The following is an 18149-nucleotide window of genomic DNA, read 5'->3' on the forward strand; positions in this document are numbered from 1 at the left end:
GGTACAAAGCCTTCTCTGGAGACACGTTTTACGTAGCAGAGTACGACACGACCTACCGTCAGCTTCGCTACAACAAGGGCTACGACTATCTAGGCGCAGAGGCAATCAGCTATACGTCGGGCTGGTACCGCTCCAACTATGGACACATAACCCAGTTCAAGTGTAACTACCGTGTGTACAACTAAAGCAACCGGCCGGGACGAGGGGCGACGCAAAAGCGTCGCCCCTCGTTTTTAACCATGTCAACTGAACCTAGTTCAGTTTGGTTGATTTCCGATCTCAGCCGAACACATTGATCGGAAAGGCCGTTCCCGCAGTCAGTCCAACGTCCCCGGGGCCCTTCTCAGGCCCCGGGGACGGCATTTTCCCAGTTGAAGGAACGGTGGAGATGTGTTTCGATGGGTCAGATTCGTGTCGTTCCGAAAAGACCGTGAACCTTTTGTGGGACGCGCGGCGCCGTGGTACCATAGCCGAGTTTGTTGTCTTGGTCGGAAACCAAGACGCCTTATGCGCTGATCGGTAACCAGCGCCTGACCAATAAGGAGTCCTACCATGAAGCAGGGTATCCATCCCCAGTATGTCGAGTGCACGGTGACGTGCTCCTGCGGCAACACCTTCAAGACGCACGCTACCGTGTCCGAGATGAAGGTCGAGCTTTGCAACGAGTGCCACCCGTTCTACACCGGCCAGCAGAAGTTCGTCGACACCGGTGGACGCGTCCAGCGCTTCGCCGACAAGTTCGGTGGCGCCGCTGCCGCCCAGCTCAAGAAGGCTGAGGAGGCCAAGGCTGCCAAGGCCGCCAAGGCTGCTGAGGCCGAGGCCGCTCGCAAGGCCGCCGCTGAGGCTAAGGCTGCCGAGAAGGCTAAGCGTGCCGCTAAGTTCGCCGAGGAGGCTGCCAAGCAGGCCGCCGAGGCTCCCGCAGAGGCTCCCGTCGAGGAGGCCGCTGCCGAGGCCGAGACCACCGAGGCTGCTGAGTAAATAGCTCGCCGCGGAATCACTCGCATTCATGGCATGAGGGCCGTGCATCCATTTGGGTGCGCGGCCCTTTTCTTTTTATTGGCGCAAGCTAACCTGTCCCCGTGGCACCAAATGGCAGAGAGACGGCGTTTGCTCAGATAAAACCTGCCAAAATAAACCTGTTCCATTGCGGCAGGTTGGTCATAGTTATTACGTGGCGGTCGAGGTCGACCGTATAGGCCGCGCCTTGTTTGGCTAAAGTACAATCATCTGTGTTTAACTCGCCCGCAGCTGCACGGCGTGGGCGATGGCCAAAAAGGAAAACCACATGGGATTCATGTCAAAGCTGCTGTCCTTTGGATCCGATAAGGACCTTAAGCGCTACTACAAGATCGTCGACCAGATCAACGGTCTTGAGCCCCAGTTTGAGAAGATGACCGAGGAGGAACTCCGCGGCCAGACCGATAAGTTCCGTGAGCGTTACGCCAACGGTGAGTCGCTCGACGACATGCTCCCCGAGGCCTTTGCCACCGTGCGCGAGGCTTCCAAGCGCACCATGGGTATGCGCCACTTTGACGTGCAGCTCATTGGCGCCATGGCACTGCACGAGGGCCACATCGCCGAGATGAAGACTGGCGAAGGCAAGACCCTCGTCTCCACGTTGGCCGGCTATCTCAACGCTATTGCCGGCAAGGGCGTGCACGTCGTTACTGTCAATGATTACCTTGCCAAGCGCGACTCCGAGTGGATGGGCCGCATCTACAAGTACCTGGGCATGACCGTCGGTCTGCTCCAGAACAACATGCCGCTCGAGCTCAAGCGCCCGGCCTACCAGGCCGACGTCACCTACGGCACCAACTCCGAGTTCGGCTTTGATTACCTGCGCGACAACATGGTTACCCGTCCCGAGCAGCGCGTGCAGCGCGGCCACAACTACGCCATCGTCGACGAGGTTGACTCCATCCTGATCGATGAGGCTCGCACTCCGCTGATCATCTCGGGCGCTGGCACCAAGTCCGCCAGTACCTACAAGGACTTCGCGCGTGCCGTGCGTGGCCTTGAGCGCGGCGAGGACGTGTCGCACGACATGCTTACCGCCACCGAGGACGTTGAACCCACGGGCGACTACGTCATGGACGAGGCCAAGCACACCATCGCTGCCACCGAGCGCGGTCTTAAGAAGATCGAGCGTCGCCTGGGTATCGATGACATCTATGCCGATCTCTCCGGCCAGCTGGTCAACCACCTGCAGCAGGCGCTGAAGGCCCAGTACATGTTCCACCGCGACAAGCAGTATGTGGTCACCAACGGCGAGGTCAAGATCGTCGACGAGTTCACCGGCCGCATTATGGAAGGCCGCCGTTACTCCGAGGGCCTGCACCAGGCCATCGAGGCCAAAGAGGGCGTGCTTGTACGCGAGGAGAACCAGACGCTGGCCACTATCACCTTGCAGAACTACTTCCGTCTGTATGACAAGCTCTCCGGCATGACCGGTACGGCACTCACCGAGGATGCCGAGTTCCGCGAGATCTACAAGCTGCCCGTCGAGGTCATCCCCTCCAACAAACCCGTTCAGCGTGTTGACCACGAGGACCTGGTGTACCGTACCATTCAGGCCAAGTACAACGCCGTCGCCGACGATGTCGAGCAGCGTCACGCCAAGGGCCAGCCGGTCCTGGTGGGCACCGTCTCCATCGAGAGCTCCGAGAAGCTGTCGGCCGCCCTTACCAAGCGCGGCATCGCGCACGAGGTCCTCAACGCCAAGCACCATGAGCGCGAGGCTCATATCGTTGCCCAGGCCGGACGCTACGGCGCCGTGACCATCGCTACCAACATGGCCGGTCGTGGTACCGACATCCTGTTGGGCGGCAACCCCGACGAGCTGGTGCGCGAGCGCCTTGAGTACGAGGGCCTGACCATGGAGGACGTGACGCCCGAGCAGCTTGAGCAGTTTAACGCCGAGGCCAAGGAGACCTGCAAGGCCGAGCGCGAGCGCGTGCTTGCCGCCGGCGGCCTGACCGTCATCGGCACCGAGCGCCACGAGTCCCGTCGTATCGACAACCAGCTGCGCGGCCGCTCCGGCCGTCAGGGCGATCCGGGCGAGACCCAGTTCTACCTGTCGCTCGAGGACGACCTCATGCGCCTGTTCGGTGGCGACAAGATGGACCGCGTCTCCAAGATGATGGTCACGGCCGATATGGGCGACGACATGCCCATCCAGCACAAGATCATTTCCAAGGCCGTCGAGAGCGCCCAGCACAAGGTCGAGAGCATCAACTTCTCCATGCGTAAGAGCGTCCTTGAGTACGACGACGTCATGAACAAGCAGCGCCAGGTCATCTACGCCGAGCGCAACAAGATTCTGGACGGCAAGGACCTGACCGATCACATCACCGAGGTCATGCACGATACCGTGTACCGCTGTGTTCAGGAGTTCTGCACCAAGGACAGCCACGAGGGCGAGCGCGATCTTGAGGGTCTGCGTAAGTGGGTCGTCGAGCTGACCGGGCATATCGATACCCCTCAGTTCCCCGACGAGGACTTTGAGGCCCTGGCCGCCGATGTCCTGGCCTATGTTGAGAAGTGCTACAACATGAAGGCCGAGCGACTGGGCGAGAACCTGATGCGCGAGCTCAATACCCAGGTCATGCTGCGCGTCATCGATACGCGTTGGATGAACTACCTGCAGGAAATGGACTACCTCAAGACCGGTATCGGCCTGCGCGGCTTTGGCCAGCGCGACCCGCTGGTCGAGTACAAGACCGAGGCCTACGGCGCGTTCCAGATCCTCGTCGACACCATGTACGAGGATTACCTGCGCACAGTTCTGCGCATCGAGATCAAGGCTGCCCCGCGTGCCGTGGAGCACAAGGAGGAGCCCGCGCTCGAGGGTGCGCACTTCTCCGGTCCTGCCGAGGTCGATGGTGACAACGGCGACTCGGTGCTGCGCAAGCAGGCGCAGGTGCAGGCCCGCACGGCTGTCCAGGGTGGTCCGGCTGCCGTCAACAACGGTGGCAAGGTGACCACCTATCGCAAGTCCGAGAGCGACGATCCGTACGTCAACGTGGGCCGCAACGACCCGTGCCCCTGCGGTAGCGGCAAGAAGTTTAAGTACTGCCACGGCAGGAATCGTTAATGGCTGAGGCTTTAGAGGTAACGCCCGCCGAGCTGGACGCGTTTGCGGACCGGCTCGGCGAGGTCGAGTCGTATCTCCACTTGGACGAAAAGCGCACGCGCGTGACCGAGCTCGAGGCCAAAAGCGTGGCCCCCGGCTTTTGGGATGACGCCGACGCCGCCCGTGCCACCATGGAGGAAATCGCGCGCACCAAGGAAGATATCGCTGCCGTGGACAACGCGCGCGGCGAGCTTTCCGATGCCCGCGCCGCGCTGGAGCTTGCCGAGGAGATGGGGGATGACCCCGATGCCGCCGCCCTTCGCGAGGAGGCTACAGCCACGGCTGAGCGCCTGGCCCGTGCCATCGATGAGCTTGAGCTTTCGAGCTGGTTTACCGGTGAGTTCGATCACGGCGATGCCATTGTGACCATCAAGCCCGGACAGGGTGGTCTGGAGGCCCAGGACTGGACCTTCATGCTTTTTAAGATGTACATGAAGTACTGCCAGCGTCGCGGCTGGAAGGTCACGATTAACGACTGCCCCGCTGCTGAGGTCATCGGCATCGACCGCGCGACCTTTACCGTCGAGGGCAAGGACGCATTTGGCATGCTGCGCGCCGAGGCCGGCGTCCACCGCTTGGTGCGCATTAGCCCCACCGACGACAAGAAACGCCGCCAGACCACGTTCGCCGGCGTCGAGGTCATCCCCGTGCTACCCGATGATATCGATATCGAGATCAGCCCCGATGACATCCGCGTGGACGTGTACCACGCGAGCGGCCCGGGCGGTCAGGGCGTGAACACCACCGACTCCGCCGTGCGTGTGACGCATTTTCCCAGCGGCATTGTGGTCACCTGCCAAAACGAGCGCAGCCAGATCCAGAACAAGGCCGCGTGCATGCAGATCCTCAAGGCTCGCCTGTACGAGATTGAGCTCGAGAAGCGCGCCGAGGCCCTGGATGAGATTCGCGGACCCAAAACCACGATTGGTTTTGGCAACCAGATCCGCAGCTACGTGCTCTACCCGTATCAGATGGTTAAGGACCTACGCACGGGCGTTGAGACCAGCAATGTCGAGGCCGTTCTTGACGATGGCGACCTGGACCCGTTTGTTATTGGCTACCATCGCTGGGCCACTGGCAACGCTGACGCAGAGATCCCATCTGCATAAACCGCCCGGTTTATGTGGAAATGGATAAAACCCTCCGAGCAGGGTGGTTTTGTATCCAAAGCAAACCCTGCGCAGGGGTGGTTTTTGTTCGGCGAATCGGTAGAATCGAATACAGCAAGAAGTTCAAAGCGCATCCGTTTGGGTGCGCTTTTTTGAGGGAGGCAGCATGGCATATCGTCTGGACATCAAGTGCATTCTTTCGATGAACTTCTTTCACGACCTGCCCCAGATCATGTTGGGGTGTGCCTTGGCCGCCATCGCGACCGACTTGTTTTTGATTCCCAACGGTCTTGCCGCCGGTGGCGTTACGGGCCTTGCCACCATTATCCAGGCGGTCGGCGCGGCGCGCGGCCTATCGCTTCCCGTTGGTATTCAGACGATCGTGATGAACGCCTTGCTGTTGTTGGTCGTTATGCGCGAGGGCGGCATGTTCTACGTGGTGCAGACCGCGACGGGCTTTGTGCTGCTGGGCTTCTTTACCGATCTGTTCGCCCCGTTTGTAGCACCTCTGGCGGATGCGGACCTGATGCTCCCTGCCATGTGGGGCGGCATTATTACGGGCATCGGTTACGGCATGGTGTTGCGCGCCGGCGCCAACACCGGCGGCTCGGACACGATTGGCCAAATCATCTCGCGTAACACCTCGCTGCCGGTGGGCTCGACCGTCATGGCGATCGATGTTGCCGTATGCGCGCTATCGGCTCCGGTCTTTTCAATCGAAAACGCACTGTATGCAGGCCTTTCGATGGTCATTAGCGGCTACGTGATCGATGCCGTGGTCGATGGTGGCAACAAACGCCGTATGGTACTCATCATCTCGGACAAGTTCCCTGATATCGCTGCCGATATCATGTATGGCCTGGGTCGTGGTTGTACCAAGTTTAAGGCGACTGGCATGTATTCGGGTGCCGAGAAGCCAGTGATTATGGTCATCGTGAGCCGTCGAGAGCTCAATACCCTCAAGACGATCGTGCGCGAGCGCGATCCTCATGCCATCGTGACGGTTGCCGACGTTACGGAAGCCTTCGGCGAGGGATTCAAGGACATTAGCGCGTAGGGTCGATCGCGTTCCATCCAAAAGACGTTCACATTGATAAACCGTTTCATCAGCGGTTCTGCCTGCTAAATTGTTCAAATAATGATAAAAACTCTGGTAAAGCCATCAGTTTCCAGCATAATGAATGACGTACGTGCATTGCGGCTGTGTTGGGATTACCTTCGGTGCCGTGCGCATTTTGTCTAATGAGGATGAAAGGAAGGCACAATGAGCGACGAAGAGCTCAAAAAGGTTGCCAACGAGGTAAGGAAGGGCATCGTCACCGGCGTGCACGCTGCCAAGTCCGGCCATCCGGGCGGTTCGCTCGGCGCTGCCGACATCATGACCTATCTGTACTTTGAGGAAATGAACGTCGACCCGGCCGATCCCCGCAAGGCCGATCGCGACCGTTTTGTGCTCTCCAAGGGCCATTGCGCTCCGGGCCTGTACGCCGTGCTCGCCGAGCGTGGGTTCTTCCCCAAGGAGGATCTCGAGACGCTGCGCCATATCGGCAGCCACCTGCAAGGTCATCCCAACATGAACGACACCCCGGGCGTCGATATGTCCACCGGCTCGCTCGGCCAGGGCATCTCCGCCGCCGTGGGCATGGCGGTTGCCGCCAAGCACTGGGGCGATACTTACCGCACGTACGCCCTGCTGGGTGATGGCGAGAGCGAGGAGGGCCAGGTCTGGGAGGCAGCCATGTTTGCCGGCAACCAGCAGCTCGATAACCTCTGCGTGATCGTCGACCACAACGGCCTGCAGATCGACGGCCCCGTCGAGGAGGTCAACGACCCCATGCCGCTCGCCGACAAGTTCCGCGCCTTTAAGTTCCACGTGGTGGAGCTTGCCGACGGCAACGATTTCGATCAGATCCGCGCCGCCTTTGCCGAGGCCCGCGCCACCAAGGGTCAGCCGACCGCCATCATCGCCGAGACCACAAAGGGCAAGGGCGTTTCCTTTATGGAGAACCAGGTTGGTTGGCACGGCAAGGCCCCCAACGATGAACAGTTTGAGCAGGCCATGGCAGAGCTCACGGCCGCCGGAGAGGAGCTCTAGGATGGCAGACGTCAAAAAAATCGCCACGCGCGTAAGCTACGGCGAGGCCCTCGTCGAGCTCGCCAACGAGCACGATGACTTTGTGGTCCTCGACGCCGACCTGGCCGCCGCCACGCAGACCGGCAAATTTAAGGCCGCTTGCCCCGACCGCTTCTTCGACGTGGGTATCGCCGAGAGCAACCTGATGGGTGTTGCCGCCGGTATCGCGACCACCGGTCGTGTTGCCTTCGCGAGCACCTTTGCCATGTTCGCTGCCGGTCGCGCCTTTGAGCAGGTCCGTAACTCCATCGGCTACCCGCACCTTAACGTTAAGATCGGTGCCACGCACGCCGGTATCTCGGTGGGCGAGGACGGCGCCACGCACCAGTGCTGCGAGGATATCGCCCTGATGCGCGTCATCCCTGGCATGACCGTGATTGTTCCCGCCGACGACGTCGAGGCCCGCGCCGTGACGCGCGCCGCCTACGAGTGCGACGGTCCGGTGTACATGCGCTTTGCCCGTCTGGCCTCGCCGGTTATCAACGACCCCGAGACCTACAAGTTCGAGTTGGGTAAGGGTATTGTCATGCGCGAGGGCGCCGATGTGACCATCATCGCCTGCGGCCTGATGGTCGGCGAGGCTCTCGAGGCCGCCGAGCAGCTCGCTGCCGAGGGCATCGATGCCGAGGTCATCAACATGCACACCATCAAGCCCATCGATGCCGACCTGATCGTCAAGAGCGCCACCAAGACCGGCCACGTCGTGACCGTCGAGGAGCACTCTGTGATCGGTGGCCTGGGCAGCGCCGTTGCCGACGTCCTGTGCGAGCAGTGCCCGACGCCGCTCAAGAAGATCGGCGTCAACGACACCTTCGGTGAGTCTGGCCCGGGTGCCGAGCTCCTGCACAAGTACGGCCTGGACGCCGCCAACATCGTGGCGACCACCAAGGAGTTCTTGGCATAAGGCAAGACGAGGCAAAGTATCGTCTCAACAACCACATCCAAGCCAGAACAGGGGCATCCCCAAAGAGGGCGCCCCTGTTTTTGTTGAATTTAAATTAGAGTCCTGCCAAGCAAAGGTCCCATGGGGAAACGGGCCCATCCCAACAAAGTGCAATTCAGACCCTTCCAACTTTGTATGCGCAGCATTTCAAGTTGGTGCGTCGGTCCCATAGTAGCCGCAGGCCGGGCGCAGGGTTACCTCCCAAATCTTTCCGCAGCGCAGGCCGGCGTTTGTCCGCAGCTCCGCAGGAGCAGGACAAATGCCGGCCATGCGCGAGGACGATTTGGGAGGTAACCCTGCGCCCGGCCGGTGGGATCCCAAAGCCCGCCATGCTTCTTATGTGCAGCAAAGCTAATGCTGCTAAAATGTAAAGCGCTCATGTAGTTTAAACGCACGACGATAAGGAGCACCAGTGGGTAACCACTTCCGTACCTCCGGTGCGGGCGATGATGCCCCCAAGACGCAGGCAGGCGTCCAGGGCAGTCGTTTCGCCACTCCGGATTCAGAGGGCCAGCCTGTTGCTCAGGCCCCCGCTCAGCCGGCAGATCAGGCACAGCCGGCATCCGATCCCTTTGCCTACAATCCCACCAGCGATGTCGCGCTTTCCGGCACGGCGGGTTTTGAGCCCGTTCAGGCCGTGACCGCTCGCGTGGAGCAGCCTCAGGCTGGTGCCGCCACGCCGCAGCCTACCATGGCCGGCATTCCCGACCCCTTGGCCCCTGCGACGCCGGCTCCTCAGCCTGCGCAGTCCGGTCTCTTTGCCGCTATTCCCGACCCCATGCAGCCTGCTGCCCCGGTGGTCGAGAGCGATCAGGCAGCCGAGGTCGCAAGCCTCGATAACGCGCTCAACAACCCCGATTTTACGTCGGTGTTTGCGCCCATCGATCCGCAGGCCAGCCGCAAGAAGATGGCCAAGCAGGCCGGTGTCGAGCCCGTCATCCTTATGGAGCATGTCACCAAGATCTATCCGGCACAGCCTAACAAGCCTGCACTCGACGACATCAACATCGAGATCTATCCGGGCGAGTTCGTCTTCCTGGTCGGTCACTCCGGCTCGGGTAAGACCACGCTGCTGTCGACGCTCAACCGCGACGTCAAGCCGACGAGCGGCCGCATCCTGGTTGCCGGTCAGGACCTCATGAAGATCAAGAACCGTAAGGTTCCGTTCCTGCGCCGCCAGATTGGCGCCGTGTTCCAGGACTTTAAGCTTCTGCCGCAAAAGACCGCCTACGAAAACGTGGCGTTTGCCCTGCAGTGCATCGGCAAGCCCAAGGGCGTCATTCGCAGCCAGGTGCCCGAGGTGCTGCGTCTGGTCGGTCTGGCCGATCAGATGGACTCGCTGCCCGACCAGCTTTCCGGTGGCGAGCAGCAGCGCGTTGCCGTCGCCCGTGCTATGGTCAACCGTCCGCCGCTGCTGATCTGCGACGAGCCCACGGGCAACCTCGACCCGGCGATCTCGCTGGGCATCATGAAGCTGCTTGAGCGTATTAACCGCACCGGCACCACCGTGATCGTCGCCACGCACGACCGCGAGATGGTCGATAGCATGCACCGTCGCGTGATCGCCCTCGAGGGCGGCCACGTCATCCGCGACCAGGAGAGGGGAGGTTACGGCAACTATGGCACCAACTAACGTGGGCTACTCCTTCAAAGAGGCAATCAGCCACTTCTTCCGTAACTGGACTACCTCGCTCGGCGCCGTCATCACGATCTTCCTTTCGCTGTTTATCATCGGCCTGTTCATCATGGGCTCTGCGATGCTGAACTCCGTGATCGGCACCGTCGAGGATCAGGTTGTCATCAACGCGTTCATTAGTGATGACGCCGATCAGGCCGATGTTCAGGCTTTTGAGGCCGAGCTTAAGACGTGGAATAACGTCAAGTCCGTGACCTATAAGGACAAGGACGACGCGCTGGCCGAGTATACGAGCAAGATGTCGGGCAACGCCGACGCCACCATGAGCGCGCTCGATGGCCAGAACCCGCTGCCGGCTTCCTTCGCTATTGAGATGGACGATCCGTCCAAGGTCGAGAGCACGGCAAAGAAGCTCAAGAAGGATGCCGATTTCCAGAAGATCGCGGATGACGGCGACGTCAACGCGAGCGTGCTGTACGGCCAGGAGGAAGTGAGCCGCCTGTTCCAGGTGACCAACTACATCCGCATCGCCGCCGTGGTGCTCGTTGGTCTTCTGACCTTTATCGCATTCATCTTCATCAACAACACGATTCGCCTGTCCATCACGGCGCGTCGTCGTGAGATTGCGATTATGCGTCTGGTCGGCGCCAGCAACGGCTTCATTCGTGGCCCGTTTATCACCGAGGGCGTGCTGCAGGCCATTTTGGGCTCGCTGCTTTCCATCGGCGTTCTGGAGCTGCTGCGCAATCTGATGATCCCGCGTCTGCAGGAGAGCATCGGCTGGATGTCGTTTGCCCTGCCGATGCAGTACTACCTGGTGACCTATGCTGCGCTGATTCTGGTCGGCGTGATTATCGGTCTCTTTGGTTCTGCCATCGCCATGCGCCGCTACCTGCGCGTGTAGGCATGCTTGGAATTCATCCCTTCCAACGGGTCGTCTCTTATGGGGCGGCCCGTTTTTTGATCCCTAGGGGACGGCAGGAAAGCGAATCATTTGGGTAGACTCTTTGGAGTTCGCAATCGATAGTTAGGAGGCGCCATGGGGCGCAATAACAAGCATAAGCGTGGAGCTCGCAATCAGCGCGGGCCGGTGCGCAGCGAACGCCGTCCGAGCCTGACCGGGCGCGTGCAGCTCCATGAGCATAGCGCCTACGTTGTAACCGAAAACGGCGACTACAAGGTCATGGGCCGCGGTAAGCGCGAGATCATGGATGGCGATACCGTTGCCGTGAGCATTAAGAACAGCCCGCACGGTGAGCGGCGCGCCGTGATCGAAAGCGTGGTTGAGCGTGCAGCCATAAGCGTGGTGGGCACGTACCAGACCGCCGGTCCGCTCGGTGTGATCGAGCCGCTCGATTCGCGTCTGAAGGCCGACTTCTTCATTCTGCCCGAGGATACCTCGGCGGATCGTCTGGGTGTCCACCCGGGTGATGCTGTTGTCGCGCGCATTTTGACCTACCCGACGCGCCTGGAATCGGGTACCGTGACGATCGAACGCCGCATTGGCGGAGATGACGCGCCCGATTTGGGCGTTCAATATGTGATGGCGCGTTACGGCTATACCGATAGCTATCCCGAGGCCGCGCTGGACGAGGCCGAGGGGCTTTCGCTCGATGTGTCCGCGGCGCTTAAGGACCCGCTCCGCCGCGATCTGCGCGACCGCTTTGTCATCACGATCGACCCAGTCGACGCGCGCGACTTTGACGACGCCATTTCGCTGGAGCGCACGCCCGAGGGTGGCTACAAGCTGGGTGTGCATATCGCCGACGTTTCACACTATGTGGCTTGGGACGGGCATATCGATCTTGAGGCTCGCCATCGTACGACATCGGTGTATCTGGCCGATCGCGTGCTTCCCATGCTGCCCGAACGCCTGTCCTGTGACCTGTGCTCGCTTCGCCCTGACGAGGACCGTCTTGCGTTTACCGTTGACATTGAGCTCGATGCACAGGGTCGCGTGCGGCATTACGATCCGTACCCCAGCGTGATTCGCTCGCGTGTGCGTATGGACTATGACGGCGCCGAGGCGCTGCTGGTGCGTGCCGGCGCGGTTGAGTATTCGGTGCTGGAGGGTGCAGCCGAGGATGTTGCGGCTGCCGAGACCTCGCGCGAGGAAGCGCTTGAGCGCGGTCTTGCGTGCGAGGAGGCCGCCCGCGGCTACAACGTCGACCTCGGCGATTTCCTTGTCGCCGCTAACGAACTCGCCGAACTCCGCCGTCGTATCCGTCGCGCCCGCGGCTCGGTCGATTTTGACACGGCCGAGATTCGTGCTCTGTTGGATGAGGACGGAGTGCCCGTGCAGATTGTGGCGCGTGAGCGTTCGTGTGCCACGTCGCTTATCGAGGAAGCTATGCTGCTCGCCAACGAGTGCGTTGCAGAGTGGCTGGCAGACCGTGATATCGAGGCCTGCTATCGCGTGCATGAGGATCCGAGCCCCGATAGCCTGCACGGTGCCGCCGTTGCGCTGGCGCAGCTAGGCATCATCGACGATCGCCGTGCTGCCGGTATTGCCCTGGGGAGCCCCGATGAGCTGCAGGCTGCAGTCGATGCTGCCGCCGGTACGGCCAACGCACCGCTCGTTAACACGCTGCTTCTGCGCAGCATGCAGCGCGCGCTGTACAAGCCGCGCAACGAGGGCCACTTTGCGCTCGCCGCGCCGTGCTACTGTCACTTTACGAGTCCCATCCGTCGCTACCCCGATCTGGTGGTGCACCGCGTGCTCAAACTGCAGTTGGCCTATGAGCGGCTCGGCGGCAAGGACGCCTTGGTCCGTACGCCGCGGCTGATCGGCAAGGGGCGCGAGTCGCTGCCGCGCATTCTGCCGCAGATCTGCCGCGCATGCAGCGATGCCGAGCGCGCGGCAGATGCCGCCAGCCATGCGACGCAAAAGATCAAGATTGCCCAGTACTATGAGGACCGTCTGGGCGAGCGCTATGCCGGAACCGTCTCGTGGGTTAGCAGCATGGGCCTTTTTGTGCGCTTGGACCTAACGCAGGTCGAAGGCTTGGTTTCGATCAAGAGCCTGGGCAACGAGTGGTTCGAGTTCGACGAGGACGCGCTTACGCTCACGGGCGCCGACACGGGGACTCGCTATGAACTGGGTCAGCGCGTGATTGTCGAGGTCTCGCGCGTCAATACCACGCGTGGGCACTTGGACTTTAAGCTTATCCATTAGCCAAACCCCGACTCATGGTGGGGGAGCGGAGGGCGGCCTTTCGGGACCGCCCTTCGCATTTGAATCGTGGCTACCTTGCCGTCTGCTCGGTCGCCCGCTTACCTGCTATTTGAGAGGTAAAACCTACCAAAATAAACCTGTCCCTTTTTGGTAGGTTTACAAGAAAGCGGGGATGAGATGGCGACGGTGTACGGTTATGCGCGGGTGAGTTCGCGCGATCAGAATCTGAATCGACAGCTGGATGCGCTGGGCGCCTATGGCGTGGGCTCGGCGAATATTTATGCCGACCATGCGAGTGGCAAGGACTTCGATCGACCGCGTTATCGCGAGCTGCTGCACGTCCTGGGAGACGGGGACGTGCTGGTGGTGCTTTCTATCGACCGACTTGGCCGTAATTACTCCGAGATTCTTGAGGAATGGCGACGCATTACCAAGGAGCTCGGGGTTGCCATTGTGGTGTTGGACATGCCATTGCTTGACACGCGCGTCAGGGCCAGCGGCGCGCCGGATGTGACCAACACCCTGATTGCCGATATTGTGCTGCAACTGCTGAGCTACGTGGCGCAGGTGGAGCGCGAGAATATCCATCGGCGCCAGGCGGAGGGAATTGCAGCGGCGCGGGCGCGAGGGGTCCGTTTCGGTCGACCTCGCAAGCCGTGCCCTCCTCAGTTTGAGCTGGTGCGCGATAGCTATGAGGCGGGCGATATTACCCGCAGCCAGGCGGCAAAGTGCCTGGGCGTGTGCGTGGGGACGTTCGATCGCTGGATGCGCGAGGCGGGGTAGGGGTTTGCGTCGCTTTGTCGCTTCCTGTTGCGATTCAAATTTTGATACGGTGACGATGCCATTTGGGGCTACACTCGCTGATATTCAAAAAAGGAGGTTGGCCCTTGGCGCGCGTAAAACAAATAATCGGATGGACCGCGATCGTTCTGTTCGCTGCAACGCTGGCGGGCATCTGGGTGCTGACGGAGCAAAATGCGGCGCAGACGTCGTTGCTGAGCGAGTCCACCGCGCGTGTGGTGGAGGGTCAGGCTACGGGCGTTCAGGCCGCCGATGCCACGGGTGAAGCCCAGACGGAGAACGGAATGACCGGGGGCACCGATTCGGTTGCCTCGAATGTCCGGTCTGGCCGACTTGCTTCCATTCGCATGTGGGTGGGCGCAAACGTCCGTCGCGTTGCCCATACCGTAGAGTTTTTCTTCGTCGGATTGTTCGCCTCGGTGATCGTGGCTTGCTTTTCCAGGCGTCCGTGGAGCGTGTGCTCCCGTTGCGTGCCCGTATTGCTCTTTTGCGCCGCCTGCTCCGTTGGCGATCAGGTACATAAGATCTTTGTTCCCGGCAGGCATTTCGACGTTATCGATTTAGGATTCGATGCTGCGGGCTATATCACCGCCATGCTGTTGGTATTGCTGGCAGCGGCGTTGGTGCGCCATGCGACTCGGCCGATCGGCGCCCATGCGAGGCGCTAGCCGGTAACAAACCCGTTTCTGATAATGCGGCCTCGTTGAATTATTTTGTGTCGCGCGTATTTCCGAGCGGTCGGATTTGAGGGGCGAGCGGTAGAACGCTCGCCCTTTGTGCGCCACGATGCGGCACAATGTACCGCAAAAGCTGTTTGTATCCGGTACGAATCGTTCGTTGGTCTTTAATTCTTCTCAACGGAGGTGTTTGAGATGGCAAACGGATTGCTTTTGCGGCTTCGCGAGCGTGAGCTCAGCGCGAGCCCGGCGGAACGCAATGTCATCGCATATGTAAGCGCTCATCCGCACGAGGTGGTCGGGCTGTCCGTCCGCGGTCTTGCCGATGTCACGTTCTCCTCGCCCTCGAGCATTTTGCGCTTTTGCAAGCGTTTGGGTTTTGCGGGCTACAAGGAGTTCCAGCGCGAACTGATTGCCGAGCTGGCGCTCTTAGGTGACAAGAAAGACGTAGCCCTCGAGGACATCTCCATGGATGACAGCGTCGAACGTATCGTGGGGAAGGTGATGAAAAGCAACGTGCGCACGATCGAGGCGACGGCGCGAACGCTCGATTACACCGTCTTGGAGCGATGCGCGGCCCGTCTTAAGCGGGCACGCGCGGTCAATCTGTTCGGTATTGGTGCCTCTCGTTTGGTCGCGCACGACCTGGCGCAAAAGCTCATGCGTGTCGACAAAGAGTGCCATCTGTACGACGACTGGCATGATCAGCTCTTATGTGCCAAGAACATGCATGAGGGCGATATGGCAATCGCCTTTAGCTACTCGGGCTTGACGCAAGAGGTGCTGGACTGCACCGCCGAGGCTCAACGTCACAACTGTCCCGTTGTGGCCGTTACCAAAGTAGATGGATCATCCAAGCTTGCCACCATGGCCGATGCCGTGCTCGGCGTTGCTGCGAGTGAACCCTTGGTCCGCAGCGGTGCCATGGCTTCGCGTATGGCCCAGCTTATGGTTGTCGATGCCCTTTACGCTGCTTACGTTGCCAGCGACTACGAACGGGCGACGCATGTCATTAAGCAAAACTACATCGAGAAACAGGAAAGATGAGGTGAATGAAATGCTCGATTTAACAAAATTCACGACCGAACAGCGTAATCAAAGGTCAATGGACCTCGATACGATGACATCGCTGCAAATCGTCACGACGATGAACGATGAGGATCTTCGTGCCGTCCAGTCGGTCACGAAAGTGTTGCCCCAGGTTGCCACAGCAATCGACTGGGCTGCTGAGGCACTCGAGCGCGGCGGGCGCGTCTTTTACATGGGCGCAGGCACCAGCGGTCGTCTGGGCGTACTCGACGCTTCGGAGTGTCCGCCCACGTTTGGCGTGTCACCCGATCTGATTGTCGGGCTCATTGCCGGAGGCGAGACGGCGTTTATCAAGGCTGTCGAAGGTGCCGAAGACAGCGATGAGCTTGGCGCGAACGACCTGCGAGAGCGTGGACTCTCGGACAAGGATCTTGTCGTTGGCCTGGCGGCAAGCGGCCGTACTCCTTATGTGGTGGGCGGCCTTGCGTACGCCAAGGCAACTGGGTGCAAGACCATTGCAATTGCCTGCAACCAAGGGTCGAAGATCGGGGAGAGCGCAGATCTTGCCATTGAGCCCGTGCCCGGTCCCGAGGTGCTGACCGGCTCAACGAGGCTCAAGGCGGGAACGGTTCAAAAGCTCATTCTCAACATGATTTCGACCGGTGCCATGGTCAAGATCGGCAAGGTATACCAAAACCTGATGGTCGATGTGCAGCAGACGAACGAGAAGTTGGTGGTGCGCGGCCAGAACATCGTGATGGAGGCGACCGGCTGCACGCGCGAGCGCGCCGTTCAGGCGCTTGCAGATGCCGGCGGCCATGTAAAAACCGCTATTGTCTCGGTACTGTTGGACTGCGATGCCGAGCAGGCTGCGGTAGCTCTTGAGCGGGCGCGAGGCCATGTCCGTGCTGCGGTGAGTGGCCATGAGAAGAGCAATGCCGACGCCCAATAGGTGCGCGGCGTGAGCTGATATGACATCCAGACGAGATACCCAATACAAGGAGGAGTTATGACGAACAAAGAGCTGGCTCAAAAGCTGCTGGACCTTTTGGGCGGTAAAGACAACGTGCTGGCAAACGCGGCGTGCATGACGCGCCTGCGCGTGACCGTCAAAGACACGGGCAGCGTCGACGCGGAGGGCATTAAGGCACTCGACGGCGTGATGGGCCTGGTCGAGGACGACACGATGCAGATCGTGCTGGGTCCGGGCAAGGTGAATAAGGTGCTCGAGGAGTTCTCCAAGCTCACCGGCCTTGCGAAAGGCGTTGCCGACGAGAGCGTGGTTGACGCTGCGGCCACAAACAAGGCCGCGCAGAAGGCAAAGTACGAGTCCAAGCCGGTTCAGGCCTTCCTCAAGAAGATTTCCAATGTCTTCGTTGCCCTGCTTCCCGGCATCATTGCGGCTGGCCTCATCAACGGTATCTGCAACGTCATTAACGTCTCGACGGCAGGCGCGCTTGCAGGCGAGTGGTGGTACCAGGGCATTCGTTCCATGGGCTGGGCCCTGTTTGCCTATCTGCCCATCTTGGTGGGCTATAACGCGGCACGTGAGTTTGGCGGCTCCGCTGCGCTGGGCGGCATCGCCGGCATGATGTGTATTGCCAACAGTGCCATGCCCCTGCTTGCGCCTGGTGCGGCTGATCCTGCCGCTGCCATTCTGCTGCCGCTCACCAATGCGCAGTACAACCCCGCAGCGGGCGGCATGATCGCGGCTCTTATCGCTGGCGCATTTTTTGCCTGGATGGAGCGTCAGATTCGCAAAGTTATGCCCAACGCACTCGACACGTTCTTGTCCCCGCTGCTGGTGCTCATCATCGGCGCCTTTGCTCTGATGCTCGTCATCCAGCCGGTTGGCGCATGGCTGACGACTGCCATCTTTAGCGTTTTGACCTTTATCTTCGAGAAGCTGGGCGTCCTGGGCGGCTATATCCTGTCGGCAGGCTTCTTGCCGCTGGTTTCCGTCGGCCTGCATCAGGCGCTCACGCCGATCCACGCTATGCTCAACGATCCCGACGGCGCTACCAAGGGCATCAATTACCTGCTCCCCATCCTTATGATGGCTGGCGGCGGCCAGGTCGGTTCCGGTTTGGCGCTGTACTTTAAGACCAAGAACGCCAAGCTCAAGAAGTACGTCGCAGAGTCCATTCCCGTTGGAATCCTGGGTGTGGGCGAGCCTCTGATGTATGCCGTTACGCTGCCGCTCGTTCGTCCGTTTGTGACGGCCTGCCTGGGTGCCGGATTTGGCGGCGCGCTCGCGGCGCTGCTTCACATCGGCACGGTTTCTCAGGGCGTTTCCGGTCTGTTTGGCCTGCTGATCGTCGTTCCTGGCCAGCAGCTCGGCTACGTTGCCGCTATGCTGCTTGCCTATGCCGCCGGCTTTGTCCTGACGTGGTTCTTTGGCGTCGACGAGCAGAAGATCAATGAGTTCTTTGGCGAGTAGTTTGATATCGCGAGCCGTGTTGCTCGGGGTTCGCGGCGCGCGGCAGATTTCTTGATGCTATGGTTGTGCCGGC

At 60.4% G+C, this 18149-nt stretch carries 15 protein-coding genes; all 15 read left to right on the top strand.

Going from position 1 to position 18149, the window contains the following annotated elements; genetic code table 11:
• A partial coding sequence (locus tag GT571_RS07050) for a hypothetical protein (protein WP_161145533.1) occupies nucleotides 1-185 on the top strand: 185 nt, incomplete at its 5' end.
• 367 nt (nucleotides 186-552) lie between these two features.
• Nucleotides 553-978 (top strand): 50S ribosomal protein L31, encoded by a 426-nt coding sequence (gene rpmE, locus GT571_RS07055; protein ID WP_006235303.1) that lies wholly within the window; start codon nucleotides 553-555, stop codon nucleotides 976-978.
• Between the two features lie 307 nt (nucleotides 979-1285).
• Nucleotides 1286-4093 carry a preprotein translocase subunit SecA gene (gene secA, locus GT571_RS07060; RefSeq protein ID WP_161156308.1) on the top strand — a complete coding sequence of 936 codons (2808 nt, stop codon included), beginning with the start codon at nucleotides 1286-1288 and terminating at the stop codon, nucleotides 4091-4093.
• Nucleotides 4093-5241, top strand: a complete 1149-nt coding sequence (gene prfB, locus GT571_RS07065) for a peptide chain release factor 2 (protein WP_117641061.1) — start codon at nucleotides 4093-4095, stop codon at nucleotides 5239-5241. The genes secA and prfB overlap by 1 nt, the downstream gene beginning before the upstream one ends.
• A 166-nt stretch (nucleotides 5242-5407) precedes the next feature.
• Nucleotides 5408-6298 carry a YitT family protein gene (locus GT571_RS07070; protein WP_161156310.1) on the top strand — a complete coding sequence of 297 codons (891 nt, stop codon included), beginning with the start codon at nucleotides 5408-5410 and terminating at the stop codon, nucleotides 6296-6298.
• A 207-nt stretch (nucleotides 6299-6505) separates the two neighbouring features.
• Complete coding sequence (locus GT571_RS07075; RefSeq protein ID WP_118079460.1) at nucleotides 6506-7336, top strand: transketolase; 831 nt, start codon at nucleotides 6506-6508, stop codon at nucleotides 7334-7336.
• Between the two features lies 1 nt (nucleotide 7337).
• The gene (locus GT571_RS07080) at nucleotides 7338-8279 is read left to right on the top strand and encodes a transketolase family protein (RefSeq protein WP_006235309.1); all 942 of its coding nucleotides are present in this window, start codon (nucleotides 7338-7340) and stop codon (nucleotides 8277-8279) included.
• A 451-nt stretch (nucleotides 8280-8730) separates the two neighbouring features.
• Entirely contained in the window at nucleotides 8731-9951 is a 1221-nt protein-coding gene (gene ftsE, locus GT571_RS07085; RefSeq protein ID WP_161156312.1) for a cell division ATP-binding protein FtsE, read from the top strand.
• On the top strand, nucleotides 9938-10858 hold the full coding sequence (gene ftsX / locus GT571_RS07090) for a permease-like cell division protein FtsX (RefSeq protein WP_117769462.1): 921 nt from the start codon (nucleotides 9938-9940) through the stop codon (nucleotides 10856-10858). The genes ftsE and ftsX overlap by 14 nt, the downstream gene beginning before the upstream one ends.
• Nucleotides 10859-10993: 135 nt before the next feature.
• On the top strand, nucleotides 10994-13129 hold the full coding sequence (locus tag GT571_RS07095; RefSeq protein WP_161156314.1) for a ribonuclease R family protein: 2136 nt from the start codon (nucleotides 10994-10996) through the stop codon (nucleotides 13127-13129).
• Between the two features lie 177 nt (nucleotides 13130-13306).
• The gene (locus tag GT571_RS07100) at nucleotides 13307-13912 is read left to right on the top strand and encodes a recombinase family protein (protein ID WP_035137411.1); all 606 of its coding nucleotides are present in this window, start codon (nucleotides 13307-13309) and stop codon (nucleotides 13910-13912) included.
• A gap of 104 nt (nucleotides 13913-14016) precedes the next feature.
• On the top strand, nucleotides 14017-14598 hold the full coding sequence (locus GT571_RS07105) for a VanZ family protein (RefSeq protein ID WP_161156316.1): 582 nt from the start codon (nucleotides 14017-14019) through the stop codon (nucleotides 14596-14598).
• Nucleotides 14599-14802: 204 nt separating this feature from the next.
• Nucleotides 14803-15654, top strand: coding sequence for a MurR/RpiR family transcriptional regulator (locus GT571_RS07110; RefSeq protein WP_055310345.1), 852 nt, complete (start codon nucleotides 14803-14805; stop codon nucleotides 15652-15654).
• Nucleotides 15655-15664: 10 nt separating this feature from the next.
• Entirely contained in the window at nucleotides 15665-16588 is a 924-nt protein-coding gene (gene murQ, locus GT571_RS07115) for an N-acetylmuramic acid 6-phosphate etherase (RefSeq protein WP_161156318.1), read from the top strand.
• A gap of 57 nt (nucleotides 16589-16645) precedes the next feature.
• Nucleotides 16646-18076: a PTS transporter subunit EIIC gene (locus tag GT571_RS07120; protein WP_161156320.1), complete on the top strand. Its 1431-nt coding sequence runs from the start codon at nucleotides 16646-16648 to the stop codon at nucleotides 18074-18076.
• Nucleotides 18077-18149 lie beyond the last annotated feature (73 nt).

Source organism: Collinsella aerofaciens (assembly GCF_009876115.1).
Lineage (GTDB): Bacteria > Actinomycetota > Coriobacteriia > Coriobacteriales > Coriobacteriaceae > Collinsella > Collinsella aerofaciens_N.